The sequence below is a fragment of the Streptomyces sp. NBC_00076 genome (assembly GCF_045041235.1).
In the GTDB taxonomy this organism is placed as follows: Bacteria; Actinomycetota; Actinomycetes; order Streptomycetales; family Streptomycetaceae; genus Streptomyces.
In genome coordinates this window covers 8,619,601-8,643,308 of sequence record NZ_CP108242.1, presented here as the reverse complement: position 1 = coordinate 8,643,308, position 23,708 = coordinate 8,619,601, and the positions used below count along the sequence as shown (strand labels likewise).

The 23,708-nt window shown below is 69.9% G+C and carries 28 protein-coding genes; 10 read left to right on the top strand and 18 right to left on the bottom strand.

The features are described 5' to 3' along the window. Positions 1-3 precede the first annotated feature (3 nt). From OHA64_RS38790 to OHA64_RS38770, 5 genes are all read right to left on the bottom strand, one after another. Complete coding sequence (locus OHA64_RS38790; RefSeq protein WP_405621424.1) at positions 4-1,089, bottom strand: Gfo/Idh/MocA family protein; 1,086 nt, start codon at positions 1,087-1,089, stop codon at positions 4-6. 2 nt (positions 1,090-1,091) lie between these two features. After that, positions 1,092-2,090, bottom strand: coding sequence for a Gfo/Idh/MocA family oxidoreductase (locus OHA64_RS38785; protein ID WP_405621422.1), 999 nt, complete (start codon positions 2,088-2,090; stop codon positions 1,092-1,094). Between the two features lie 129 nt (positions 2,091-2,219). After that, positions 2,220-3,137 carry an ATP-binding cassette domain-containing protein gene (locus OHA64_RS38780; protein ID WP_405621420.1) on the bottom strand — a complete coding sequence of 306 codons (918 nt, stop codon included), beginning with the start codon at positions 3,135-3,137 and terminating at the stop codon, positions 2,220-2,222. Between the two features lie 5 nt (positions 3,138-3,142). After that, positions 3,143-4,219 (bottom strand): ABC transporter permease, encoded by a 1,077-nt coding sequence (locus OHA64_RS38775; protein ID WP_405621418.1) that lies wholly within the window; start codon positions 4,217-4,219, stop codon positions 3,143-3,145. After that, positions 4,219-5,223, bottom strand: coding sequence for a substrate-binding domain-containing protein (locus OHA64_RS38770; RefSeq protein ID WP_405621416.1), 1,005 nt, complete (start codon positions 5,221-5,223; stop codon positions 4,219-4,221). Before OHA64_RS38770 ends, OHA64_RS38775 begins: the two co-directional genes overlap by 1 nt. 687 nt (positions 5,224-5,910) lie before the next feature. Here OHA64_RS38770 and OHA64_RS38765 point away from each other — a divergent pair. Beyond that, positions 5,911-6,303, top strand: a complete 393-nt coding sequence (locus tag OHA64_RS38765; RefSeq protein WP_405621414.1) for a transposase — start codon at positions 5,911-5,913, stop codon at positions 6,301-6,303. Between the two features lie 687 nt (positions 6,304-6,990). Here OHA64_RS38765 and OHA64_RS38760 read toward each other — a convergent pair. Then, the gene (locus OHA64_RS38760; RefSeq protein ID WP_405621412.1) at positions 6,991-7,179 is read right to left on the bottom strand and encodes a hypothetical protein; all 189 of its coding nucleotides are present in this window, start codon (positions 7,177-7,179) and stop codon (positions 6,991-6,993) included. A gap of 948 nt (positions 7,180-8,127) precedes the next feature. Continuing rightward, positions 8,128-8,304, bottom strand: coding sequence for a hypothetical protein (locus OHA64_RS38755; protein ID WP_405621410.1), 177 nt, complete (start codon positions 8,302-8,304; stop codon positions 8,128-8,130). 129 nt (positions 8,305-8,433) lie between these two features. Between OHA64_RS38755 and OHA64_RS38750 the strand changes: the two genes are divergently transcribed. The 5 genes from OHA64_RS38750 to OHA64_RS38730 are packed head-to-tail and all read left to right on the top strand — an operon-like array spanning position 8,434 to position 12,609. Beyond that, positions 8,434-8,835 carry a DUF2795 domain-containing protein gene (locus tag OHA64_RS38750; RefSeq protein WP_405621408.1) on the top strand — a complete coding sequence of 134 codons (402 nt, stop codon included), beginning with the start codon at positions 8,434-8,436 and terminating at the stop codon, positions 8,833-8,835. Then, positions 8,832-9,284, top strand: a complete 453-nt coding sequence (locus OHA64_RS38745) for a CBS domain-containing protein (RefSeq protein ID WP_405621406.1) — start codon at positions 8,832-8,834, stop codon at positions 9,282-9,284. The genes OHA64_RS38750 and OHA64_RS38745 overlap by 4 nt, the downstream gene beginning before the upstream one ends. After that, positions 9,281-9,961, top strand: coding sequence for a diguanylate cyclase (locus tag OHA64_RS38740; RefSeq protein WP_405621405.1), 681 nt, complete (start codon positions 9,281-9,283; stop codon positions 9,959-9,961). Before OHA64_RS38745 ends, OHA64_RS38740 begins: the two co-directional genes overlap by 4 nt. A gap of 6 nt (positions 9,962-9,967) precedes the next feature. Further along, positions 9,968-10,510, top strand: coding sequence for a type 1 glutamine amidotransferase domain-containing protein (locus OHA64_RS38735; RefSeq protein WP_405621403.1), 543 nt, complete (start codon positions 9,968-9,970; stop codon positions 10,508-10,510). Continuing rightward, complete coding sequence (locus tag OHA64_RS38730) at positions 10,510-12,609, top strand: catalase (RefSeq protein WP_405621401.1); 2,100 nt, start codon at positions 10,510-10,512, stop codon at positions 12,607-12,609. The genes OHA64_RS38735 and OHA64_RS38730 overlap by 1 nt, the downstream gene beginning before the upstream one ends. Positions 12,610-12,670: 61 nt before the next feature. Here OHA64_RS38730 and OHA64_RS38725 read toward each other — a convergent pair whose 3' ends face one another. Further along, on the bottom strand, positions 12,671-12,949 hold the full coding sequence (locus OHA64_RS38725; protein ID WP_405621399.1) for a DUF6158 family protein: 279 nt from the start codon (positions 12,947-12,949) through the stop codon (positions 12,671-12,673). 57 nt (positions 12,950-13,006) lie between these two features. Here OHA64_RS38725 and OHA64_RS38720 point away from each other — a divergent pair, with 57 nt between their 5' ends. Beyond that, positions 13,007-14,122, top strand: a complete 1,116-nt coding sequence (locus OHA64_RS38720; protein WP_405621397.1) for a Vms1/Ankzf1 family peptidyl-tRNA hydrolase — start codon at positions 13,007-13,009, stop codon at positions 14,120-14,122. Between the two features lie 82 nt (positions 14,123-14,204). On the opposite strand, the gene OHA64_RS38715 is transcribed toward OHA64_RS38720, so the two are convergent. Then, positions 14,205-15,824 carry an ABC-F family ATP-binding cassette domain-containing protein gene (locus tag OHA64_RS38715; RefSeq protein ID WP_405621395.1) on the bottom strand — a complete coding sequence of 540 codons (1,620 nt, stop codon included), beginning with the start codon at positions 15,822-15,824 and terminating at the stop codon, positions 14,205-14,207. 155 nt (positions 15,825-15,979) lie between these two features. Here OHA64_RS38715 and OHA64_RS38710 point away from each other — a divergent pair, with 155 nt between their 5' ends. From OHA64_RS38710 to OHA64_RS38700, 3 genes are all read left to right on the top strand, one after another. Beyond that, positions 15,980-17,509: a bifunctional phosphatase PAP2/diacylglycerol kinase family protein gene (locus OHA64_RS38710; protein WP_405621393.1), complete on the top strand. Its 1,530-nt coding sequence runs from the start codon at positions 15,980-15,982 to the stop codon at positions 17,507-17,509. Between the two features lie 126 nt (positions 17,510-17,635). Further along, on the top strand, positions 17,636-18,457 hold the full coding sequence (locus OHA64_RS38705; protein WP_405621391.1) for a class I SAM-dependent methyltransferase: 822 nt from the start codon (positions 17,636-17,638) through the stop codon (positions 18,455-18,457). 42 nt (positions 18,458-18,499) lie between these two features. Next, positions 18,500-18,670 carry a hydrophobic protein gene (locus OHA64_RS38700; protein ID WP_405621389.1) on the top strand — a complete coding sequence of 57 codons (171 nt, stop codon included), beginning with the start codon at positions 18,500-18,502 and terminating at the stop codon, positions 18,668-18,670. A gap of 111 nt (positions 18,671-18,781) precedes the next feature. On the opposite strand, the gene OHA64_RS38695 is transcribed toward OHA64_RS38700, so the two are convergent. Genes OHA64_RS38695 through OHA64_RS38655 form a run of 9 tightly spaced genes read right to left on the bottom strand, consistent with a single transcriptional unit; the run spans position 18,782 to position 23,680 of the window. Beyond that, entirely contained in the window at positions 18,782-19,066 is a 285-nt protein-coding gene (locus OHA64_RS38695; RefSeq protein WP_405621387.1) for a gas vesicle protein K, read from the bottom strand. Continuing rightward, a complete protein-coding gene (locus OHA64_RS38690) occupies positions 19,063-19,251 on the bottom strand; it encodes a gas vesicle protein (protein ID WP_356769898.1) in 189 nt (62 codons plus the stop codon). Before OHA64_RS38690 ends, OHA64_RS38695 begins: the two co-directional genes overlap by 4 nt. Then, positions 19,248-20,036, bottom strand: coding sequence for a GvpL/GvpF family gas vesicle protein (locus OHA64_RS38685; protein ID WP_405621383.1), 789 nt, complete (start codon positions 20,034-20,036; stop codon positions 19,248-19,250). The genes OHA64_RS38690 and OHA64_RS38685 overlap by 4 nt, the downstream gene beginning before the upstream one ends. Further along, complete coding sequence (locus tag OHA64_RS38680) at positions 20,033-20,368, bottom strand: gas vesicle protein (protein WP_405621381.1); 336 nt, start codon at positions 20,366-20,368, stop codon at positions 20,033-20,035. Before OHA64_RS38680 ends, OHA64_RS38685 begins: the two co-directional genes overlap by 4 nt. After that, positions 20,368-21,513: an SRPBCC family protein gene (locus tag OHA64_RS38675; RefSeq protein WP_405621379.1), complete on the bottom strand. Its 1,146-nt coding sequence runs from the start codon at positions 21,511-21,513 to the stop codon at positions 20,368-20,370. Before OHA64_RS38675 ends, OHA64_RS38680 begins: the two co-directional genes overlap by 1 nt. Then, positions 21,510-22,211, bottom strand: a complete 702-nt coding sequence (locus OHA64_RS38670) for a DNA primase (RefSeq protein WP_405621377.1) — start codon at positions 22,209-22,211, stop codon at positions 21,510-21,512. The genes OHA64_RS38675 and OHA64_RS38670 overlap by 4 nt, the downstream gene beginning before the upstream one ends. Next, positions 22,208-22,471, bottom strand: coding sequence for a gas vesicle protein GvpG (locus OHA64_RS38665; protein ID WP_405621375.1), 264 nt, complete (start codon positions 22,469-22,471; stop codon positions 22,208-22,210). Before OHA64_RS38665 ends, OHA64_RS38670 begins: the two co-directional genes overlap by 4 nt. 7 nt (positions 22,472-22,478) lie before the next feature. Continuing rightward, positions 22,479-23,249, bottom strand: coding sequence for a GvpL/GvpF family gas vesicle protein (locus tag OHA64_RS38660; protein WP_405621373.1), 771 nt, complete (start codon positions 23,247-23,249; stop codon positions 22,479-22,481). Further along, the gene (locus tag OHA64_RS38655) at positions 23,246-23,680 is read right to left on the bottom strand and encodes a gas vesicle structural protein GvpA (protein WP_405621371.1); all 435 of its coding nucleotides are present in this window, start codon (positions 23,678-23,680) and stop codon (positions 23,246-23,248) included. Before OHA64_RS38655 ends, OHA64_RS38660 begins: the two co-directional genes overlap by 4 nt. Positions 23,681-23,708 lie beyond the last annotated feature (28 nt).

The following is a 23,708-nucleotide window of genomic DNA, read 5'->3' as shown; positions in this document are numbered from 1 at the left end:
CGGTCAGGCCGCCGGTGGGGGCTGGGGTGCCGCCTCTCCCCGGACCGCTCCTGAGTCCTCGTCGGGCAAGGAGATACCGCACCTTCGGCGGATCTCGTCCATCACCCGAAGTGTGGACACGGAGTCGTCCAGCGGCCGGAGCGGCGTCTGGAGCCGTCCGGCGCCGATGCATCGGGCCACCTCCGCCGCCTCGAAGTGCAGGGCGTCGTGTGCGGTGCGCGCTTCGCCGTACGACAGCGGTGTCCCGCCGCCGGCCGGGGTGAGGAGCACCTCGCCTGGTTGGTAGAAGGGGCCCGACAGGCTCAGGGTGGCATGGGTTCCGGCGACCGTGGCCGTGGTGGGCGTGTCGCTGAACAGCGTGGTGTGGACGATGCCCTGGCCGCCGTCCGCGTCGCGGAGGAGGGCGGCGGTCTGGCCGTTGACGCCCGCCGGGTGGGGCTGGGCGAAAGCCTGCACTTCCACCGGCTCGCCGAGGACCGACACGGCGAAGGAGACCGGGTACGTGCCCAGGTCGAGGAGGGGCCCGCCGGCCAGATCAGGGCGGAGAATGCGGTGGCCGCCCGCGAAGTGCTCGCCGTGGTCGGCCAGCACGGTGCGGATGCCACCGAGGACACCGGCGCCGAGGATCTGCCGTACGACGTCGAATCTGGGCAGGAAGAAGGTCCACAACGCCTCGGCGCAGAACAGGCCGCGCTCCGTGGCCAGTCGGGCGATCTCCGCGGCCTGGTAGGCGTTGAGCGCGAGCGGCTTCTCTACGAGCGTGTGCTTGCCGGCCATGAGGGAGATCCGGGCGCAGTCGAGGTGGGCGGTGTGCTCCGTGGCAACGTAGACGACGTCGACGTCCGCCGCGGCTGCCAGCTCCTCGTAGGAGCCATAGGCGTGCGGGATGCCGTGGCGGCCCGCGAACTCCTTTGCGCGGGCGCCGTCACGCGACGCGACGGCCGTAAAAATCTGGCGGGTGTGGCGCTGGACGGAGGCGATGAAGCGTTCGGCGATCCAGCCGGTGCCCAGAACACCCCAGCGCAGCACGGGCGCTTCCATCGACGCCGGAGTGCGCGGAGCGGGAAGGGCGGTGGGAAAGGCGGGCATGCTCAGACCTCCGGGACCCGGACGGCGACGCTGCGGCCCCCGTTCTTCATGGACGTGATGACGGCCTCTGCCACCGCGCTCGCCACCAGGCCGTCGTCCGCGGTCGCGAGGGGAGAGGGCGTGCCGGAGGCGACCGCGTCGATCCAGGTCTGGAGTTCGAGGCGGTAGGCGTCGGCGAACCGGGGGCGCCAGTCGGCCGGGTAGCCGCGGGACCGAGCACGGGCGACGTCGGTGACGACGCGCGCGGGGTGAGCCAGGGCCAAAGTGCCGCGCTCGCCCACCACTTCGCAGCGGATGTCATAGCCGTAACCGGCGTTGAGGAACACCTCGACGGTGGTCAGCGCGCCGCCGGCGGTGCGCAGCAGCATCAGTTGCGGGTCGCGCAGGCCAGTGGCCGTGCTCGTGGAGCGGCCGGCGTGCCAACTCACCTCCTCGATTGCAGAGTCGAGCAGCCAGGGCACAGTGTCGAACTCGTGGACGGCCGACCCGGTGATGCTGAGCTCGTCCGTGGCACCGGGAGCTGAGAAGACCCCGCGGCTGACACAGTGCAACAGCAGAGGCGACCCGCAGACACCATCCGCGATCGCATCCCTGAGCTCCGTGTACGCGGGGTCGAAGCGGCGCATGAAACCCAGCGAGATCAGCCGCCCGCCCATGTGCCGCTCCTCTCGTACGACACGGACGCACTCGGCCGGCGTGGGGGCGAGGGGCTTCTCGCACAGCACGGGTTTCCCGGCCCGTACAGCCGCGACGGTCAGATCGGCGTGGGTGGTGTCGTGCGAGGCGATGACGACGGCGTCGACCGCCGGGTCGGCTATCAGGCCATAGGGGTCATCGGTCGCACGCGCTCCGGGTACGGGGTCCGTGACGGTGGCGGCCCGTTCCTGGTCGGTGTCGGCGACCATGGTGACCGCGGCCCCGGAGACATGACGGTGCAGGGTGTTCACGTGATCGGCGCCCATGTTGCCGGCGCCGATCACTCCGACGCGTACGGTGCTCATGCGAGGCTTTTCCCCTGTTCCCTTGGATGTCGGTGGGCGCCTTCGGCCAGGTGGCCTGGGAGCGACGTCTCGTGGCCGGACCGTGGACGCCCACCTGGCATGTGTGGACAGTTGACGCGTGCGCCGTTGTCAGGGCGCGGTCGCCTCGCCGTTGGCGGCCACGGGTGCGGTGAGGTCTGCCTCTTCGGGGAGGGCTTCGGTGTCGACGCCGCGGACCTGGGAGAGCTCGTGCTTGAGCGCGGCGAGTTCGGCGCCGCCGGCCATGTGGTTGGTGAGTTCTTCGAGGGTGATCTGGTCGCGGGCGGCGGACAGTTCCATGGTGCCCAGGCGCAGGACGCTGAAGTGGTCGCCGACCATGTAGGCGTGGTGCGGGTTGTGGGTGATGAAGATGACGCCCAGGCCGCGGTCGCGGGCGGCGGCCACGTACTTGAGCACCACGCCGGACTGCTTGACACCCAGGGCTGCGGTGGGCTCGTCCAGGATCAGGACGCGGGCGCCGAAGTAGACGGCGCGGGCGATCGCGACGCACTGGCGCTGGCCGCCGGAGAGCGTGCCGATGGGCTGTTCGAGGTCGTCCAGGACGATACCCATCTCGCGCAGCTCGTGGTCGGCCGTCTGCTTCATCTGCTCGATGTCGAGGCGGCGGATCGGCCAGGGGCCCTTGGTGATCTCGGAGCCGAGGAAGAAGTTGCGCCACACCGGCATCAGCGGGACCACGGCCAGGTCCTGGTAGACGGTGGCGATGCCCTTGTCGAGGGCCTCGCGCGGGGTGGTGAAGTGCACCGGTTCGCCGTCGACGAGGAACTCACCCTCTGTGTGCTGGTGCAGCCCAGAGATGATCTTGATCAGGGTGGACTTGCCGGCGCCGTTGTCGCCCAGGACGCAGGTGACCTGGCTGGGGCGCACGGCGAGGTCGACGCCGTGCAGGGCTCGGATGTTGCCGTAGGCCTTGCCTGCGTTACGCAGTTGGACGATCAGGCGGTCGGCGTCGTCGGGGACATTGGGGGCGAGGACGGCACCGTGGGTGCCGCTTGCGTGGTTCGTCATAGGGGTCACCTCCGGGCCGCTGTGCGCTGGACCCACTGATTGATCAGGACGGCGCCGAGCAGCATCACGCCGAGGAAGGCCTTGAACCAGTCCGGGTTCCAGTTGGCGTAGACGATGCCCTGCTGGACCATGCCGAACATGAACGCCCCGAAGACCGGTCCGATCGCGCTGCCGGCGCCGCCGGTCAGCAGGCACCCGCCGATCACCGCCGCGGAGATGTAGATCAGTTCCTGGCCCACGCCCTCGCCGGACTGCACGGTGTTGAAGGAAAAGAGGTTGTGCATCCCGATGAACCAGGCGCCGAAGCCGACCAGCATGAACAGCGAGATCTTGGTGAAGGCCACCGGCACGCCGACGGCTCGCGAGCTGTCCTTGTTGCCGCCGACGGCGAAGGTCCAGTTGCCGTACCTGGTGCGCAAGAGCACCCAGGTCGCGATCGCGGCGAACAGCAGCCACCAGAAGATGGTGATCTTCACCTGGACGCCGCCGATGTCGAAGCTGGAGGCGAAGACCTTCTTGGCGCTGTTGAAGCCGTCCATGTCGCTGATGTCGTCGGTGGCGACGTTGCCGGTGACGAGCTTGGTCACCGCGAGGTTCACGCCCTGCAGGATCAGGAAGGACCCCAGGGTGACCAGGAAGCTGGGCAGGCCGGTCTTGACCACGAGCCAACCGTTGAGGAAGCCGATGCCCAGGGAGACGAGGAGGGCGGCGATCACGCCGACCCAGACGTTCATGGTCAGTTGGTAGCTGAGCATGCTCGCGGTGATGGCGGAGGTGATCACAGCGACGCCGGCCGACAGGTCGAACTCGCCGCCGATCATCAGCAGCGCCACCGGGACAGTCATGATGCCGAGGGTCGACGACTGGTAGAGGATGTTCGCCATCGAGCCGGCGTCGCGCACGGGCGGCGCCGAGATCAGGAAGAACACGTACACGGCGGCGGCGCCGAGAAAGACGCCAACATCGGGCCTGGCCAGCGCCCTCAGCGTGAGGGTACGTTGCATGGTCCTGCCGTCGGTTTCCTTCGGGCCGGGGGCCGGCGGTGTGTTCACCGCCGGCTCGGCGTGCTGGGCCATGCTCATCACCGGGTCCCGTTCGCGGCGAACTTGGCGACCGTGTCGACGTTGGTCTTGTCGATGAAGGCCGGGCCGGTGAGGACGGGCGCGGTACTGCCGCCGCTGAAGTTGCCGTTCGTCTTGTACAACCAGATGGCGTCGACGGCGAGGTAACCCTGCAGATACGGCTGCTGGTCCACGGCGAACTCGACCTTGCCGTCCTGGACGGCCTTCACCAGGTCCCTGTTGAGGTCGAAGGTGGCGAGCTTGGCCTTGCTGCCAGCATCGGACAACGACTGGACCGCCGTCAGGGCGATCGGGGCGCCGAGGGTGACCAGCTGGTCGATGGACGAGTCCTGCTTGAGTTTGGCGGTGATCGTCGACTTCACCGACGGCATGTCCGTGCCGTTGACGTAAAGGATGTCCGTCTTGCCGCTGAAGCCCTTCTTCAAGCCGGCGCAGCGGGCCTCCAGGGCGACCTGCCCCTGCTCCTGGATTACACACAGGGCGTGCTTGGCGCCGAGCTGGTTCAGGCGCTGGCCGAAGGCCTGGCCCGCGATGTTCTCGTCCTGGCCGAAGTACTCGAGCATGCCGAGCTTCTTCCAGTCGCCGACGCCGGAGTTGAAGCCGACGACGGGGATGCCGGCCGCGGCGGCCTTGGCCACGACGTCCTTCATGGCGGTGGGCTTGGCGGCGGTCAGGGCGATGCCGTCGACCTTCTGGTCGATGGCGTTCTGGACCAGGTTGGCCTGGTTGCCCGCGTTTGGGTCGCTGGAGTAGACAAGCTTGATGTTGTCCTTGGCGGCCGCGGCCTGGGCGCCCTTGCGGACCAGGTCCCAGAACGTGTCGCCGGGGGAGGCGTGGGTGACCATGGCCACCGTCATACGCGGGGTAGTGGCCTTGCCCGCCGAGGCGGCCGCGTTGCCTTCCTCGGACTTCTTTCCGCCCGAGCTGCTGGAACAGCCGGCGGCCAGCAGGGTTCCGGCCAGGACGGTAGCGGTGAGGACCGCGGCTCGGTGGTTTCTGTGCATGTCCCTTGCACCTCGCTGTGCTCGTCGGGGTGGAGTCGGTGATGAGCGGAAGCGCGTCCGACGTCGGTGGTCGATCCCTGATCACCGAGAAACGAGGCGGCGCGCGGATGGCATGTATGTGTCGTGCGTGACGGCACTTCTGCGGCGGTCGTAGGTGTGGACCACCTGTTCAGAGACTGGAGCGCTTTAGTAGCGCGCTCTAGTTGGAGAGACTATGGAGCCGCCCCGCACGGATGTCAACGGGTATGTCAGGACGTACCAACAAAGTGTCCCGAATGAAATTCACGCACGAATCCCGCCACCGACGGGCGGCACCCACCACGCGGGTGGGCAACTCGGGGGCGAGGACCCTATGCGTTCAGCAGGGCGGCGGCATCCCGCAGGCAACCGGGCTCGACTTCGGCGGCGGATCGGGTCCCATGAAGCCGGGCAGGGGCCCAGAAGGCCGGGTGTGTCTGCCCGGGGCGTGCATCCGCTGGCGGTGCATGTTCCCTGAACAAGGGCAGGCCATCGCGCAAGTTCTCCCTGGTGAACGGGCGGTTCAACCGGAGGAGCACGCGATGGCCTTGCCCCGGTCTGAGTCGATGCGGCTGCGGGAGTCACTCCGTCGGGCCGATGGAGTTGAAGCAATTAGAGTGGTGTCCGAGCGCATCCTGCGGGAGCTGATCGAGGTCGAGGCCCACCGATGTGATCGGTGCCGGGCCTCGTGAGCAGTCCGAGACGCGCACGACGTGGCGCAACGGCCACCGGGAGAGGGCGCTGACCACGCAGGCCGGTGACCTGCACCTGAAGATCCCGAAGGTGCGGAGCGGGCCGTTCTTCCCGTCGCTGCTGGAACGCCGGCGGCGGATCGACCAGGCGTTGTTCGCCGTGGTGATGGAGGCATACGTGCAGGGAGTCTCGACGCGCTCGGTCGGCCTCCACGACCGACCTGGACGCCGCCCGGATCTTGCTGGCAACGGCGAAGACCCGCTTGCGGCGGCTGTCGCGGGTCTGGGCCGACGGCGGTTACACCGGCCACCTCGAGGATTGGACCGCCGGGCATCTCAGCCTCGTCCTCGACGTCGTCCGCCGCAGTGACGACGTCGCCGGTTTTCCGGTCTTGCCCCGCTGCTGGGTCGTGGAAAGAATCTTTGCCTGGCTCCTGCCCAGCCGGCGTCTGGGCCGTGACTACGAGCGGCGCACCGAAGCCGGCGGAACCGGCATCCTGTGGTCGATGAGAACGCTGATGAGCCGCCGTCTGGCCGCTCGGCACAAACATCGAGGGCCCACCGCTGGTTGGATCCGACGTGGCAGGCCCACAGGACTCTTGCGTGCCTCCACCGTTTCGAGGTTCAAGAGGTGGTCGTCCGGGCCGGGGCTCGTGGGCCCGCCGACGTGCACAAGCGACTCTGCATCGCCCGGAAGTACATCGGCCTGGCGATCGAGCACGAGACGGCCGGACGCCCGCTCAGCGCGCAGCACGCGCTGCACCAGGTCCTCCCGGAACTCGTAACCGACGCGGACGGCACTGCGGAGGAGGCCGACCGCCTCGCAATGACCATCCGCTCGGGCGGTGCGAGCGCCTCCGGGCTCGGGCTCGTCTTAATGTTTACCGGCTTCATGGCCCAAGCGGTCGCGGATGACCGTCAGCGGCGTGAAAGCACTCGCAGCGGAAGCGCGAGTCACCTCGGAGCAATGCCTCCAACCTCCGCCCACGCCCTGGCCTACCTGACGCTCGCTTCTACGGTCCTCGACGTTCCCGACCCTGACAGAGGTGCACGTTTGCTAGCTCCCTGGGCCCGGCGCATGGCGGATCTTCAGCGGGCCGCTGGTGTCGGGGACCGGCTTCGCAGGATGCGCCGCCCCGCTGTCCTGGACCAGATGACGGCTGTTGTCGCCCCGCGTCCTTCGCGTGTCGTCGGCGCCCTCGTAGCGGTCACGCCCGTGGGCATCAGCCCCTGTCACGTTCCTCATCTCGTTGACGCTGCCGATTACGGTGACCTGGTGGCCGCCCATCTGCCCGGCACCAGTCCGCTGTGGGGAAGACGCTTCACCGCCCTGGCTCTTGCCCGGCTGGCAGGTGCCTCCAGTTGGCCGCAGGCGGCCGCAGTGCTGGGCATGGACAGTGACAAGGCCGCGCGTGCCGCCACCCGAGTTGTCCAGCGAATCTCAGACCCGGACTCGTTCTGGAAGACGGTGAGAGTGGTCGCCGAGCGACTTCAGGGGCGCGGGCTGGTCGACTACGCCGCGCGCAGAGCCACCCTCGCCGACTTGTGCGTACTCCCCAACGGCGCTCTCACTCCCGTCTTCCGGCCCCTTGGGATGGCTGTCACTCCTCAGCGACGGCGCCATGCCGCGGCCTGGGTCTGGCAGCGCCTTACCGCTGGCGATCCGCTCGAGGCGCCCGCCTATACCGAGGATTGGGGCACCACCACAGCAGAGTCGATGCGCGCGGGCTGGTGGCGCTTCCACACACGTCTGCCCGCCCCAGCCGCAACCGCCCTCGCTTCCTGGCTCACGGCGCGGACCCCGCCATCGCCAGCGCAGCCGCAGAAAACATCGCCCCCTATGACCTCTACGGTCTAGGAACCTCGGTTGACAGCGGCTCCGCTAACCCGCTGTTGATCGCAGGTGCGATCCATCTAGGGCTCCAGCTCGTCACCGGAGGCGACTACCGCGCCAAAGCTGAAAGGTTCGCCGAACTCGCGCAGCAAAGGATTAGGGACCTCCCACGCTCGTGGGCTTTCGATCCGCCGAAAGTGTCACTGGCGCAAAGCGACATGATGCCTCCTACTCTCTTCAGAGCCCTCGGTGAGCGAGGGCTGCTACGCGACAGCCTGGCCTGGCACACGTCTGCGCACTGAACTGATCGGTGCGCAGATCAGCGATCACGGCTACGCGGAAAAGAGTTCAGTCCCCAGGTCACCGCCCCGCCGACTGAACTCTTTTCCCTCGTCCGACAGAAGGCACCGCGGGCGGGGCGGCGGCCGGTTCGTACTGGTCGGCCTCGTCCCCGGGCAGCAGCACCTCCTCGTAGCGGCCCAGAGCCAGCATCACGCCGAGCATGAGGAGCGGAATCATCACAGCGAGCAACGCCATGGCCTGTCCTTCTGCAGGAAATGTGCGCGGAGGGTGCGAGCCGGGTCTCCCGGCATCGGGGGCGCAAACCCCGTGTCGGCCCGCGGTCCTCGGGTACGCGGTGCGGACCCCGAAGATGTGGAGGGAGACATGCAGCGAGGCAGCGACCGGCTGAGCCGCCACCGTGACGACGAGATGAAGCACGAACTGCAGGGTCTGCTGCGGTCCGGGCACCCCACCCGGGCCGAGGAGTGGAACGACCCCGAACCGACCGCCGACGACGATCCGGAGATCGCGGGCGGCCCGGTGTCACCGCGCGCCGGGGCGTCGCTGGAAGCGGTCCGGCTGGAGCTGGCCCGCCACCTGGGCCGCCACTCGTTCCCCGCGAGCACCGGCGACCTGGCGCACGTCCTGCGCCAGGAGAACGCGCCCGACGCCCTCATCGAGGCCATGGGTCGGATGCCGCGCAAGGAGCGCCACGCCAATCTCGAGGAACTCGCGCGGGCACTGACCCGTGGGCCGGGCACCGCCCCGGAGGGAGACCGGCAATGACGGCCGAGTTCGTGAAGGACGTGATGACGGCCGGCGTGGTCGCCGTCCGCCCGGACGCCTCGCTGGTCGAGGCGGCGCAGCTGATGCGCGCCCAGAACATCGGCGACGTCCTGGTGGCCGACGGGCAGCACGTCGTCGGCGTGCTCACGGACCGGGACATCGCGGTCCGCGCCGTCGCCGACGGCGCGGACCCGCTGACCGTGAGCGCCCAGGCCGTGTGCACTCCCGACCCGGTACTGGTGGCTCCCGACGACCCGGTGTCGGCGGCGGTCGCGCTGATGCGGGCGCACGCCGTGCGACGGCTGCCGGTGGTCGAGGACGGGCTGCCGGTCGGGGTGGTGAGCCTCGGTGACCTCGCCGAGGCGCAGGACCCGGACTCGACGCTCGCCGACATCAGCCGGGCCGAGCCGGGCGAGGAGCGCGGCGGGGACGGACGGGAGGTGCTGTGAGCCGGCTCCGCGACCAGGCCGCCGACATCGCCGCCACCGGCACCACCGTGGACGTCGGCGACGCGACCACCCGTTACCTGCTGTACGGGCTGCTGCCCAGCTGGTTCGTGCCCGGTCTCGCCGACTGGGCGATGCACCGGCGCACCCGTATCGAGGACACCGCGGGGACCAAGGAGTCCCTGATCCACTCACTCATGATGGCCGAGGTCGGCCTCCCCATCGCGCTGACCCTGCGCTACGAGGTGAATCCGCTGCTGCTGAGCGTGCAGCTGGGCGGGGCCGCCGTGCACGAGGCCACCGCGCTGTGGGACGTACGCACGGCCGTCGACAGCGACCGCGAGGTCAAGCCCGTCGAGCAGCACATCCACAGCTTTCTGGAGTCGCTGCCCTTCGGTGCGCTGGCCTCGCTGATGTGCCTGCACGCCGACCAGGTGAAGTCGCTCCTGCGAGGCGGCCGGGACGACCCGGAAGCCTGGCGGCTGGTACCGCGTCGGCGGCCGCTGTCGCCCGGCTATCTCGCCGGCATCGGCGCCGCGATCGGTGTCTGTGTGCTGCTGCCGTACGGCGAGGAGCTGCTGCGCTGTCGGCGTGCGGCCAGGGCAAGGAAGAAGGGCGCGAGCGACGAGGCCCGCTGGCGGGCGCCGCGCCCCAAGAAGCTTTTCAGGAAAGGTCGTTGAACCATCATGCGCATTGCGTTCCTGACGGCACCCGAAGGTGTCGAGCAGATCGAGCTCACCGATCCGTGGCAGGCGGCGAAGGACGCGGGCCATGAACCGGTGCTCGTCTCGACGAAGGCGGGCCGGATCCAGGCCTTCGAGCACCTCGACAAGGCGGACACGTTCCCCGTGGACGAGGTGGTGGGCGAGACGTCGGCCGACTCCTTCGGCGGGCTGGTCCTGCCGGGCGGCGTGGCCAATCCGGACCTCCTGCGGATGGACGAGAAGGCCGTGGCGTTCGTCCGGGACTTCTTCGAGCGGGGCCTGCCGGTGGCAGCGATCTGTCACGCCCCCTGGACGCTGGTCGAGGCGGACGTCGTCCGGGGCCGGGTACTGACCTCCTGGCCGAGCCTGCGGACGGACATCCGCAACGCGGGCGGCACCTGGGTGGACGAGCAGGTGAAGATCTGCGACCACGGCTCCAACAAGCTGGTCACCAGCCGTAGGCCGGACGACCTCAAGGCGTTCTGCGAGGCGTTCCTTGACGTGTTCGCCGAGGAGGCCGCCTGATGGACCCCGCAGACCACAAGCAGCGCCAGAGCGAGAGGTTTCACGCGGACGACCCGGCCGCCGGACCGCTCACCACCGACCAGGGTGTGGAGGTCGACCACACCGACGACTCGCTGAGCGCCGGTGAACGCGGGCCGACGCTGATGGAGGACTTCCACTTCCGGGAGAAGCTCACCCACTTCGACCACGAGCGGATCCCGGAGCGGGTGGTGCACGCCCGGGGCGCGGGCGCCTACGGCTACTTCGAACCGTACGAGTCGTGCGCGGAGTTCACCCGTGCCGCGTTCCTCCAGGATCCGGCGGTGCGGACCCCGGTGTTCGTGCGGTTCTCGACGGTGCAGGGGCCGAAGGGCTCGGCGGACACCGTGCGGGACGTGCGCGGCTTCGCGACCAAGTTCTACACGTCGGAGGGGAATTACGACCTGGTCGGGAACAACTTCCCGGTCTTCTTCATCCAGGACGGCATCAAGTTCCCCGACTTCGTGCACGCGGTGAAGCCCGAACCGCACAACGACATCCCGACCGGCGCCTCCGCGCACGACACCCTGTGGGACTTCGTGTCGCTCCAGCCGGAGACGCTGCACGCGATCATGTGGCTGATGTCGGACCGGGCGATCCCCCGCAGCTACCGCATGATGCAGGGCTTCGGCGTGCACACCTTCCGGTTCGTGAACGCCGAGGGCCGCGGCACGTTCGTGAAGTTCCACTGGAAGCCGCGCCTCGGTGTGCACTCGCTGGTGTGGGACGAGGCGCAGGAGTGCCAGGGCCGTAATCCGGACTTCAACCGGGGCGACCTGTGGGACGCGATCGAGGCGGGCGAGTACCCGGAGTGGGAGCTGGGTGTCCAACTCGTGCCGGAGGAGGACGAGTTCGCCTTCGACTTCGATCTGCTCGACGCCACGAAGCTCATCCCGGAGGAGCAGGTGCCCATCCGGCCGATCGGCCGGATGGTGCTGGACCGCAACCCGGAGAACTTCTTCGCGGAGACCGAGCAGGTCGCCTTCCACACCGCCAACGTCGTCCCCGGGATCGACTTCACCAACGACCCGCTGCTACAGGCCCGCAACTTCTCCTACCTGGACACCCAGTTGATCCGGCTGGGCGGCCCCAACTTCGCCCAGCTGCCGGTCAACCGTCCGGTGGCGCCGGTGCGGACCAACCAGCGCGACGGCTACCACCAGAGCGCGATCCACCGGGGCACGAACTACTTCCCGAACTCGCTCGGCGGCGGCTGCCCGGCCCACGCCGGTGCGGACGGGTCGGCGTACACGCACTACGCGGAACGCGTCGACGGACACAAGATCCGGCGGCGCAGCCCGAGCTTCCAGGACCACTACAGTCAGCCCGCGCTGTTCTGGAACAGCATGGCGGACTGGGAGAAGCAACACATCGTGGACGCCTTCCGGTTCGAGCTCGGCAAGGTCGACGCGATGACGGTCCGCACCCGCACGGTCGAGCAACTTGCCAAGGTCGACGGCGAGTTGGCGGCCAAGGTGGCGGCCGGCATCGGGGTGCCGGAGCCGACCGAGAAGGTCAGCGCGTCCAAGGGGTCGTCTCCCGCCCTCAGCCTGGAGCAGGTGCGGGGCGACGGATCGATCCGCACCCGGCAGATCGCGGTTCTGGTCACCGACGGCGTCGACCCCGAACAGGTGGCGTCCGTCCGGGAGGTGCTGGCGGCCGAAGGGGCGATCGTGGAGGCGCTGGCGGCCACGGACGGCACGGTGGCGGGCGCCGACGGCGAGCGGTACACGGTCGACCGTGCGCTGCCCACCGTGGCCTCGGTGCTGTACGACGCCGTCCTGCTGCCGGGCGGGCCGGTGGGCACACCCGGGACGACCGCCGATCCGGACGCGATGCGCTTCGTCCGGGACGCCTATCGGCACGGCAAGCCGGTCGGCGCGCTCGGCTCGGGCGTCGGGATCCTGTCGGCGCTGGAACCGGAGGGGCTGCACCTGTCCACCGAGTTCCACCGGGTGGTCGCCGACCAGGGCGTGGTGTCGGACACCTCGCCGGGTGCCGCGAGCGAGGAGTTCACCCGGGAGTTCGTGACGGCCGTGGCCGCGCACCGGCACTGGAACCGGCCGCCGGTACGTCGCTGACCGACGGGCCGACCGGGCCGTAGGTCTGGGCAAACGATCAGGCCGAGGGATTTCCGAAGGTTCAGGAGCGGGGAGTCGCCGACTCTCCGCTTCCCCGTTCCCGTGCGCCTTCGCGGGTGCGGCCCGCGGCCACCGGGCGGTTCGGGTTGCGGCGCAGGAACTCGCCCTCGAGCTGCGCCATGCGGTCGTTGTGCGCCCGCAGCGCGTCGTTCGAGGCGTACAGCAGTGTGTCGTGCCGCGTGCGGTGGATGGTCTCCAGCTCCTTCATGAGCTGTTGGTCGTCCAGCTGACTGGGTTCGACTCCGGTCATTGTGGGGCCCCGCTCGTCGTGTTCGTTCATACGGTTCGGGTACCCGCCCGGCACGCACTACCCCCGAGCGGAATCCGGGAGAGAACGATGGATCTCGCCTTTCTACATCCACTCTACGAACATCCGGGCCCCTGGGCCTCCGTCTACGTCAGCACCTCCCGGCATACGGAGGACACGGCCCATGAACGACATCTGACGGCCGTGGCGCTGTCCCGGGAGCTGTCCCGGCAGGGCGCCGACGAGGAGACGTGCCGGGCCGTGCGGGAGGCACTGGAGGACCTGAAGCACTCCTCCGAACCGCATGGTCGGGCCCTGTTCGCACGGGCCGGAGAGGTGGTCCTGGATCCGCCGCTGACCCGGGCCCCGGACGGCGACCGTGCGCTGTGGGCGCCGCTGCCGCACACCGCTCCACTGCTGGAGCTGGCCGGCGAGGACCCGGTCTGCGTGGTGGCGTACGTCGACCGCAAGGGCGCCGACTTCGAGCTGCGGGCCGGCCTCGGCCGACAGGACGCGGGCACGGTCACCGGCCGCCAGTACCCCATACACCGTACGAGCTCGGCGGACTGGTCGGAGCGGCACTTCCAGCTCCGGGTGGAGAACACCTGGGAGCACAACGCGGCCGAGATCGCGGACGCGCTCGCCGTCTGTCAGGAGGAGACCCGCGCCGACCTCGTGGTCCTGGTGGGTGACGACCGGGAGCAGCGTGCCGTGCACGACCGGCTGCCCAAGCGGCTGCGCGACCTGGTCGTGGAGGCTCCGCACGGTGCCGGCAGCAGGCTGCTGGACGAGGACGTGGAACAGGCCCTCGTCGCGCACGTACGGCAGCGGGCCGAGCGTGAGCTGGAGCGGTTCCTGGCCTCCCGCGAGCCCGGCGAGGACGGCCGCGCCGGAGCGGTGGAGGGCGTGCCCGCGCTGGTCGAGGCGGCGCGTGAGCACCGTATCGAGGAGCTGCTGATGCGCCCGGACGGCCCCGACGCGCACCGGGAGGTGTGGATCGGCGAGGAACCGGACCAGTTGGCGATGCGCCGGACGGATCTGAAGATCCTCGGCGAGCAGCACTCCTGGTCGGCCCGTGCGGACGACGCGCTGATCCGGTCGGCGGTCGCGACGGGCGCCCCGGTGCTCTCGGTGACCCCGGCCCCGGCGGCCGAGGAGACGGAGACGCCGGTGGGCGGAATGGGCGCCCTGCTGCGCTGGAAGTAGGTCCACGACGCGCGCGGGACGTAAGCCCGGCGTGCTCGTGACAGGCCCGCCATGTGTCGGGCCGGGCCCGGTGACCTGCGGGTTACCGGGCCCTTTCGACGCGTCGTTCGTCCCACACGGGCTCCGCCGTCTCGCGGACCCGGCCGTCGCTGCCGAACACCAGGAAGCGGTCGAAGGAACGGGCGAACCAGCGGTCGTGGGTGACGGCGAGGACCGTGCCGTCGAAGGCCTCCAGACCCTCCTGAAGGGCTTCGGCGGACTCCAGGTCGAGGTTGTCGGTCGGCTCGTCGAGCAGCAGGGCGGTGACGCCCTGGAGCTCGAGGAGCAGGATCTGGAAGCGGGCCTGCTGGCCTCCGGAGAGCCGCTCGAAGGCCTGCTCGGCCTGGTTGGTCAGCTCGTAGCGGCGCAGCCTGGACATCGCCGCGCCCCGGTCCTGGGCGTGCTCCTTCCACAGGATGTCGAGGAGCGTACGACCCTCCAGCTCCGGGTGCGCGTGCGTCTGGGCGAAGTGTCCGGGCACCACGCGGGCGCCCAGCTTCCACCGGCCCGTGTGCGCCACGGTGTCGCCGGCCAGCAGCCGCAGGAAGTGCGACTTGCCGGAGCCGTTGGAGCCTAGGACGGCGACCCGCTCGCCGTAGAAGACCTCCAGGTCGAAGGGGGTCATCAGGCCGGTGAGTTCGAGTTCCTCGCAGGTGACGGCCCGCACTCCGGTCCGGCCGCCCTTCAGGCGCATCGTGATGTCCTGCTCGCGCGGCGGCTCCGGCGGCGGTCCCGCCTCCTCGAACTTGCGCAGGCGGGTCTGGGCGGCCTGGTAGCGGGAGGCCAGCTCATGGCTGATGGAGGCCGCCTGGCGAAGGCTGAGCACCAGCTTCTTCAACTGGGCGTGCTTCTCGTCCCAGCGGCGGCGCAGCTCCTCGAAGCGGGCGAAGCGTTCGCGGCGGGCCTCGTGGTAGGTGGCGAAGCCGCCGCCGTGCACCCAGGCGTCGGCGCCCGCGGGGCTCGGCTCGACGGAGACGATCTTCTCGGCGGCGCGGGCGAGGAGCTCGCGGTCGTGGGAGACGAACAGGACCGTCTTGCGGGTCTCCTTCAGCCGCTCCTCCAGCCAGCGCTTGCCGGGCACGTCCAGATAGTTGTCGGGCTCGTCGAGCAGCAGCACCTCGTCGGTGCCGCGCAGCAGGGCCTCCAGGACCAGCCGCTTCTGCTCACCGCCGGACAGCGTGCGCACCTGACGCCACTGCGCCTTGTCGTACGGCATCCCGAGCGCGGCCGTGGTGCACATGTCCCACAGCGTCTCGGACTCGTAGCCGCGCGCCTCGGCCCAGTCGGAGAGGGCCTGCGCGTACCTCATCTGAGCGGCCTCGTCGTCGACGGTCATGATGCCGTGTTCGGCCTGGTCGACGGCGCGCGCGGCCTCGCGGACGCGGGGCGGCGCCACCGACACGAGCAGGTCCCGTACGGTCGTCTCGTCCCGTACGGAGCCCACGAACTGCCGCATCACGCCGAGGCCGCCGGTGACGGTGACGGTCCCGCCGTGCGGTTTCAGCTCGCCGGAGATCAGCCGCAGCAGCGTGGTCTTGCCGGCGCCATTGGGTCCGACAAGGGCCACGACGGCCCCTTCGCCCACCCGGAAGGACACATCGCCGAGCAGCGCCCTCCCGTCGGGGAGGTAGTACTCGAGGTGCGCGGCTTCCAGATGTCCCATGAGGAGCCAGTCTGCGGTGCCGGGACCCGCCCCGACAAACCGGTTTCCCTCCGGCCCGGCGCACGGGGCCGTCCGCACGGGCCGGGTGGGAGCGCGCCGGGCCTGGTCGAATGGGGCCGTACAGGGTCCGAGCGGGCCGGGGTACCCGCAGGTGCATGAGTCCAGATGTCGACCTCACTGTCCCGAAGCCCGGCCCCCGTCACCTGCTCGGCCGGCTGCCCGTCCTCGACTACCGGGTGTTCGAGTTCGCCGCCGGGCGCAGGTGGCCCGGCGCCGAGCGCGTCCTGCCGCGGCTGAGCCGCAGCGCGAACCACGGGGTGCTGTGGTTCGCCACGGCGGCCGCGATGGCCGCGAGCCGCACCCCGCGGGCCCGCCGGGCGGCCGGGCGCGGCCTGGCCTCGCTGAGCCTGGCCTCCTTGACCATCAACACCCTCGGCAAGCGCTCGGTGCGCCGGGCGCGGCCGGTGCTGGATCCGGTGCCGCTGAGCCGTCGGCTGAAGCGGCAGCCGATCACCACGTCGTTCCCGTCCGGCCACTCCGCGTCGGCGGCCGCGTTCGCCGCCGGGGTCGCCCTGGAATCGCCGTCCTGGGGCGCGGTGGTGGCGCCGGTGGCCTTCTCGGTGGCCGCGTCCCGCGTGTACACCGGCGCCCACTTCCCGAGCGACGTGCTGGCCGGCGCGGCGCTTGGTGTGGGTGCGGCGTTCGCCGTACGGGCACTGGTGCCGACCCGGGCCCAGGTCGTGCCGCCGGCGCGGCCGCGCGCCGGGGTGCCCGCGCTGCCCGACGGCGAGGGGCTGGTCATGGTCGCGAACACCGGCTCGGGCAGCGCCGACCGGGTTCGCGGGCTGCGGGACAGCCTGCCCGGAGCGGAGGTCGTCGAGTGCGACCCGGCCGACATCCGGACCGAGCTGGAGAAGGCGGCGGCCCGCGCCCGGGTGCTCGGGGTGTGCGGCGGCGACGGCACGGTCAACACCGCCGCCGAGATCGCGCTGCGCCACGACCTGCCCCTCGCGGTGCTGCCCGGAGGCACGCTCAACCACTTCGCCTACGACCTCGGCGTGGAGGGCGTCCGCGATCTGAGCCGGGCCGTCCAGGAGGGCGAGGGCGTACGGGTGGACGTGGGCCGGTTCACCGGCGGCGGGCAGGAAGGCGTCTTCCTCAACACCTTCAGTCTGGGTGTGTATCCCGAGCTGGTGCGCGAGCGGGAGCGCTGGTCGTCGCGGATCGGCGGCTGGCCTGCCGGGGTGCTCGCCGCGCTGCGCGTGGTGCGGGCCGACCGGCATCCTCTGGAGGCCGAGTTCCGGGGCGAGGCAGGCCCGCTGTGGTTGCTGTTCGTCGGCAACGGCACCTACCACCGGATGGGCCTCACCCCCGGCCGCCGTCTCGACCTCGCCGACGGGCAGTTCGACGTGCGGATCGTGCACGGCGGGCGCCGGCCCGCCGCACGGCTGCTCGCCGCCGCCCTCGCGGGTCCGCTGCCCCTCCCCCACTCCCGGCTTCGCTCGAGCGGCAGGTACCCCCGTCCCGCACCCGCGGCGGTCCAGGTCGGCCGTCTGCATCTGGCGGGCGTCGAGCCGGGCACGCTGCTGGCCTACGACGGCGAAGTCATCGAGGCGGACGGCGAGGTGACGCTGGAGAAGCTGCCCCAGGCCCTCACCGTCTACCGCCCCGTGTCGCCATCCTGATCACCTGTCAGTCCGTATAGTAAGACGCAGGGTCTCAACATGCGACATGCGGGCGTACGGTGACGCGTACCGCCGGAGGGGTCGTGGGGCCCCGGTGAGCGCCGGTGCGCCGAGAGGGGATCAGTCATGTCCGAGGCACGGGAGACCGCCGTCTACACACACGGGCACCACGAGTCGGTGCTGCGGTCGCACACCTGGCGCACCGCCGCCAACTCGGCGGCCTACCTGCTCGGTTCGCTGAAGCCCCACATGAGGATCCTGGACATCGGCTGCGGTCCTGGCACCATCACCGCCGACCTGGCGGAACTGGTCCCCGACGGGCAGGTCACCGGCGTCGACCACGCGCCGGGCATCCTGGACCGGGCCCGGGCCACGGCCGCCGAGCGCGGCCTGACCAACGTCACCTTCGCGGTCGCGGACGTGCACGCGCTGGACTTCCCGGACGACACCTTCTGCGTGGTCCACGCCCATCAGGTGCTCCAGCACGTCGGCGACCCGGTGCGGGCGCTGCGCGAGATGCGGCGGGTGACGAGGCCGAACGGGTTCATCGCGGTCCGCGACTCCGACTACGCGGCGATGACCTGGTATCCCGCGTCCACGGGCATGGACGACTGGCTCGACCTGTACCGCCGGGTGGCCCGAGCCAACGGCGGTGAGCCGGACGCCGGGCGCCGGCTGAAGTCCTGGGCGCTGGAGGCGGGTCTGACGGACGTCACGGCCACCTCCAGCACCTGGACCTTCGCCACCGCCGAGGAACGGGCCTGGTGGAGCGGGCTGTGGGCGGAGCGCACCGTGGCCTCCGACTACGCGGAGCGGGCCACGGAGGGCGGTCACGCCACCGGCGAGCGGCTGCGGGCCGTGTCGGAGGCCTGGCGGGAATGGGGCGCGCGGGAGGACGGGTGGTTCAGTGTGCTGCACGGAGAGATTCTGTGCCGAAAGCAAGTCTGAATCCCCGTTTCCGGGAAACTAGGAATGCAGGAGGTTCACACTATGGTTCCGATTCTGCTGGTCCTGCTGCTGGTGCTGATTCTTTTCGGTGCCGGCTTCGCGGTAAAACTGCTGTGGTGGATTGCACTGGTTGTTCTCGTGCTATGGCTTCTGGGCTTCCTGATGCGGGGTACCACCTCGGGTGGAGGCAGGGGTCGCTGGTACAGGTGGTGAATTAACCCGAATCCCGGAAATCCCGGAAACGAAATGGATCCCGGTTGCCGACAGTCGGCGACCGGGATCCATTTTTGGATTTTTTTTCGGATTTTTGGAAGGGACCGGGATTCATTCCCGGGGAAGCAACGGTCCGAGCGGCCCGAGATCCAGATTGAGGTCCTCGGGCCGCAGTCCGTAGCGATCACGCAGTTCGGCCATGCGGTCGTCGAGCAGCATCAGGGTGAGCCCGATGCGCTCCTCCTGCTCCTCGTCGAGGTCGCCCTCGTCGAAGCGGCGCAGCGCTTGGCGTTCCATGAGCTGACGCAGCAGTTCCACCACGGTCAGCACGAGTTTGACCAGGTCCCGCTCGACGGTGTCGGGTTCGAGGTCCAGCCGGTTCCGGCGCTCGGTCACGACGACTCCCCCCACGGTGACGGGACCTGCGCGTTCACCGAACTGATCAGCGCGTTCAGGTCGATACGGACGAGGTCGACGTCGGCGATGCGCAGGGTGATGTCCCCGGTGATGACGACACCGCCGGCCAGCAGCCGGTCGAGAAGGTCCACCAGGGCGACCTCGCGGCGCTCGATCACCGTCACCGGATCTCCTCCTCGCCCGCGAAGGAATAGGCGGCCCAGGGGCCGGTGAGCTCCACGCGCATTCCCGGGGTCTCGTCCTTCGTCCGGTCGACCATTTCCACGAATTCCTCGGAACCCGAGCGCGGCACGAGATAGGCGGCGTTGAGCACGTTCTGTCCCGAGGCGCCGGAAAGAGCGGGATTCTGCGGGGCGTGCAGCCGGGAATCCTCGGCGTATCCGGAGAGCTTCTCGTGGAGTCCGCTCGCGAAGGCCTCCGCCTGCTGCCACATTTCCTCGCGCGAGCGCACACGCATGCGCCGCCGACGCAGATAGTCGCGGCCCGACATGGCTTTGTCCGCCCGCGCCTCTCCGTCGGCGTCGGCGGCCTGGTCCGCGCTGCCCGCGGCTTCCGTCTCGGCGTACACCTTGACGCCCCATTCGACCCTGCCGTGCAGCCGGTCGAGGGTGCGTCGGAAGGCGTCCTCGCGCTCCTCCATCATCACGCGCACCCCGCTGTCGTCGCGGAAGACGGTGCCGAGCCGCAACGGCAGCGGGGTGGTGACGACGGTGAGCGCGTCGATGACGCCCTGGTGGGCGCGAGCGGTCGCGGTCAGCCAGTCCAGGTCCTCCAGATGCCTGTGGAGCGGTTCTTCGGCGAAGTCCCGCTCCGGCACACGGCTGAGCACGGCGATCAGACCGTGGTGACGCAGCAGTCTGGGCGGATCGCCGGCCACCCCCGTCAACTGGGCCTGCAGAGGGGTGTCGAAGGGGCGGCAGACGGCGTACACATACCGCAGTCCGGTCATGAGGGCTCCTCCTCGGCCCGGGTGGGCTCGAGTTGCTCAAGGCGTGCGAGTCGTTCCCGCAACTCGGCGTTCTCCCGGGTGAGTTCGTCACGCCGGGCCCGGGTGGACAACGCCGGGTCGTCCTCCCACCAGTCGATGCCCATCTCCTTCGCCTTGTCCACCGAGGCGACGATCAGCCGCAGCTTGATCGTGAGGAGTTCGATGTCGAGCAGGTTGATCCGGATGTCACCGGCGATCACGATGCCCTTGTCGAGCACCCGTTCCAGGATGTCGGCGAGGTTGGAGCCGCCGCCCTGGCCGTAGGGCTCGGGCAGGCGGCTGGGGGTGCTCATTATCGGCTCCTACGATCGGAGTCGGCGTACTCGTACTCCTGCTCGTCCTCCGCGGCCTCGGCCTCGGGCTCCTCCGCGTCTTCCGCGTCCTCGTCCTCGGCGTACTCGTCCTCAGCGTCCTCGGCTTCGTCCGCCTCGGCGGGCTCGTCCTCGGCGTACGGGCCCTCCTCCTCGTCCTCGGCGTCGGTTTCGTACGCCTCGTCGTCCTCTTCGGCCGAGCCCTCGGCGGAGTCCTCGTCCGCCTGGGCGGCTTCCTCTTCCTCGGCCACGGCGTCCTCGTGCTCCTGGACGACCTCGCCGTCGCGGATCTCACCGCGCCAGCCGTCCTCCGCCTCACCCTTGAGCGTGATGAAGCGGACATAGTGCTTGAGGTCGAGCCGGGCCCGGCGGCCCTGGGCGCGCCAGATGTTGCCGGTCTTCTCGAAGAAGCCCGAGGGGTAGTACTCGATGACCAGCAGGACGCGGGTGAGGTTGTCGGCGAGCCGGTGGAACGAGACGACGCCCTTCGTGTTGCCCTTGGCGCCCTCGGTCGTCCACGAGATCCGGTCGTCCGGCACCTGCTCGGTGGTCGTGGCCTTCCAGCTGCGGCTGGACCAGAAGACCTTCAGCTGCCAGTCGGAGTTTGTGTCGTCGGCCTTGCTCGCGCTCTTGACACCCTTCGCGAAGGTGCTGAAGTCCTGGTACTGGGTCCACTGGTCGTAGGCCGTGCGCAGCGGAACGCCGACGTCGACGTACTCGATGATGACGGTGGGCTTCCCGCCCGCCCCTTTCTTCTTGCCCTTGCCACCGCCGCCGAGGTTCTTGAACGCGCCCTTCACGCTGTCCTTGGCGCGGGAGGCGCCGACTTCCAGCGCGCTCCGCACGGGCCCCTTGCCCTCGGCGAGTTTGCGGCCGCCGTCGAGGGCGAGCTTGGCGAACCCGGGGCTGTTGCCCTCGGCTATGTCGTTCAACTTGCCCGTGGTCTCGCCGAGTTTGCGGCCGGCGCCGACCAGCGCGCGCTGGGCCTGGGCCGCGAGGTATTCCTGCACCTCCGCCTTGAGCCGGTCGGCGGCCTCGCTCTGGGCGAGGCCGGTGAGCGGGTTGTTCGTCGCCTTGCCGGCCGCCTTGCCGGCTCCGTCTCGTGCGTTTCCGAGAGTTTCGGTCATCGGTCACCGCCGCCCTTCGGCAGTCGTCCACCGGCCCGGCGGGCTCCGCCGGCCGATGCCGTCTTCCTTCCGGCCGTCTTCTTCGCGGCGGACTTCTTGGCCGCCGTCTTCTTGGCCGGTGCCTTGCTCGCCGCGGTCTTCTTCGAGGGCGCCTTCTTCGCAGGCGCCTTCTGGGCGGGTGCCTTCCTGGCGGTCTTCCTCGCCGCCTCCTTGCGCGGCGGCTCCGGCTCCTCCTCGTCCTCGTCGTCCTCCTCGTCCTCCTCGTCCTCCTCCGCCCGCGGTTCCTCGTCCTCTTCGGGAAGGTCTTCCTCGGCGTTCTCGTCCTCGGCCGTCGCCTCTTCCGGCTCCTCGTCGTCCTCGGACTCCGACTCGCCCGGCACCACGCCCTCCAGCTGGTCGCGGACCTGGTCGGTACGGCCGTGCAGCCGGTCGGCGAGCGCGTTCATCTGGCGTTCGACCATGGCGCCCGAGGCCGCCTTGCCGACCCCGCGCAGATCCTGGCGCAACTGGTCGCCGATCTCCTTGAACTGCGGGTTGTTCTGCAGCTGCTGGGAGACGAGCTCCGCGATCCCCTTCGGGGTCAGGTTCATCTTCTTGCCGGCCACGAGGGAACCCACCGCGAACGCCAGCTTCATCTTCTTCGTACGTCCGAGGACGTATCCGGCCCCTATCGCGAGGCCCAATCCCGTTCGGTTCATCGTGCCGTCCCGTCGCCAGTCCCCGCGCCACCGCGCAGGCCGATCTCCAGTCGGTCGAGAAGTTCGTCCTCCTGTCGGTCGAACTCCTGGTCGTCGATCTCGCCCGCCTCCAACCGCTCCTCCAGCTGGGCGAGTTCGGCCCTGACCGCAGCCGGGTCGTAGTAGAGGCGTTCGGCTTCGTCGACCACCTGTCTGAGCACCCATCCGGTGCCGCGTACTGGCGCGAACGGCAGCAGCAGCACCTCTCCGATCAGCCCCACGGCTTCCTCACTCCCTCGCGCTGTCCTGGCCGACCGTGGTGCCCGCGGGCTCCGCGGGTCCGGGGTCGACGAAGCTGTACGGCGGCAGCGGGCCGTTGACGCGCAGGTCCAGGTGAGGATGGTCCTTGCGGATCTGCTCCACCTCGTTCAGGAAATGGGCGGCCGAGTCGCGATCCACCAGGAACGACACGTTGGCCAGCCAGCCGGTGGACTCCGGGCCCACACTGGTCGCGTCGGCGAGCGGTTCCAGGGCCTGCTGCAGCGAGACGGCGTCCTCGGCCTCACGGGCCTTCACGGCGGCGACGACCATCTCGCCGAGATGCAGCTTCTGGTCGTAACTGCCGCCGCCCGCCTGCCGGTTGGCCTCGGTCAAAGTGCGGATCTCCGGGTTCTCGGACATCACGCGATGCAGGACGGCCTCTTCGTCGTGGGTCGCCTTGACGTTGTACTCGACCTTGCCGTCGAGAGTCCGCAGCCGCTCCTTGTAGTGGTCGGCCCGCTCGGCGAGGACCGCGGTGACGGTGCCGTCGTCCGGGGCGACACTGCCGAACCGCATCGGCAGGATGCAGCCGTCCGCGCCCGACTCGCTCAGGACGTTCTGGTGAGCGAGCAGGTCCCTGCGCTTGGGGCGCAGTCCCTCGGGGGCGTCACTGACGACGGCCGCCAGCTCGCCCTCCTCCAGGATGCGCACGGACCGCGGTGGGTCGCCGACACCTCCCAGGCCGTCCGGCAGCGCAGGATGGGACACGGCGGTGATGCCGTAGACGTACGTGCTCACTCCTCTTCCTCCTTCCTGCGCGATGCCGTCGCCTTACGGGCACGCGGCCGGGACTCGGACCGTTCGGCCTGCCCCTCCTCGCGCGCCTGCTTGAAGGCACCGGAGATGGTCTCGGCGGCGCCGGACAGCGCTCCCTTGGACTTGCCGCGGGCACCGGACTCGGTGATCTCGCCGACCAGGTCGGGCAGGCCCGGGTCCTTGCGCGGTCCGGCCTCCAGGTCGAGCCGGTTGCACGCCTCGGCGAAGCGCAGATAGGTGTCGACACTGGCCACGACGACCCGGATGTCGATCTTCAGGATTTCGATGCCGACCAGGGAGACCCGTATGAACGCGTCAATGACGAGACCCCTGTCGAGGACGAGTTCCAGAACGTCGTAGAGGCCACTGCTGCCGCCTCCGCCACCGCTCTGCTGGGCCGGGACAACGGTCATGTCGACCGCGCCTCCTTGTCTGTGGGTT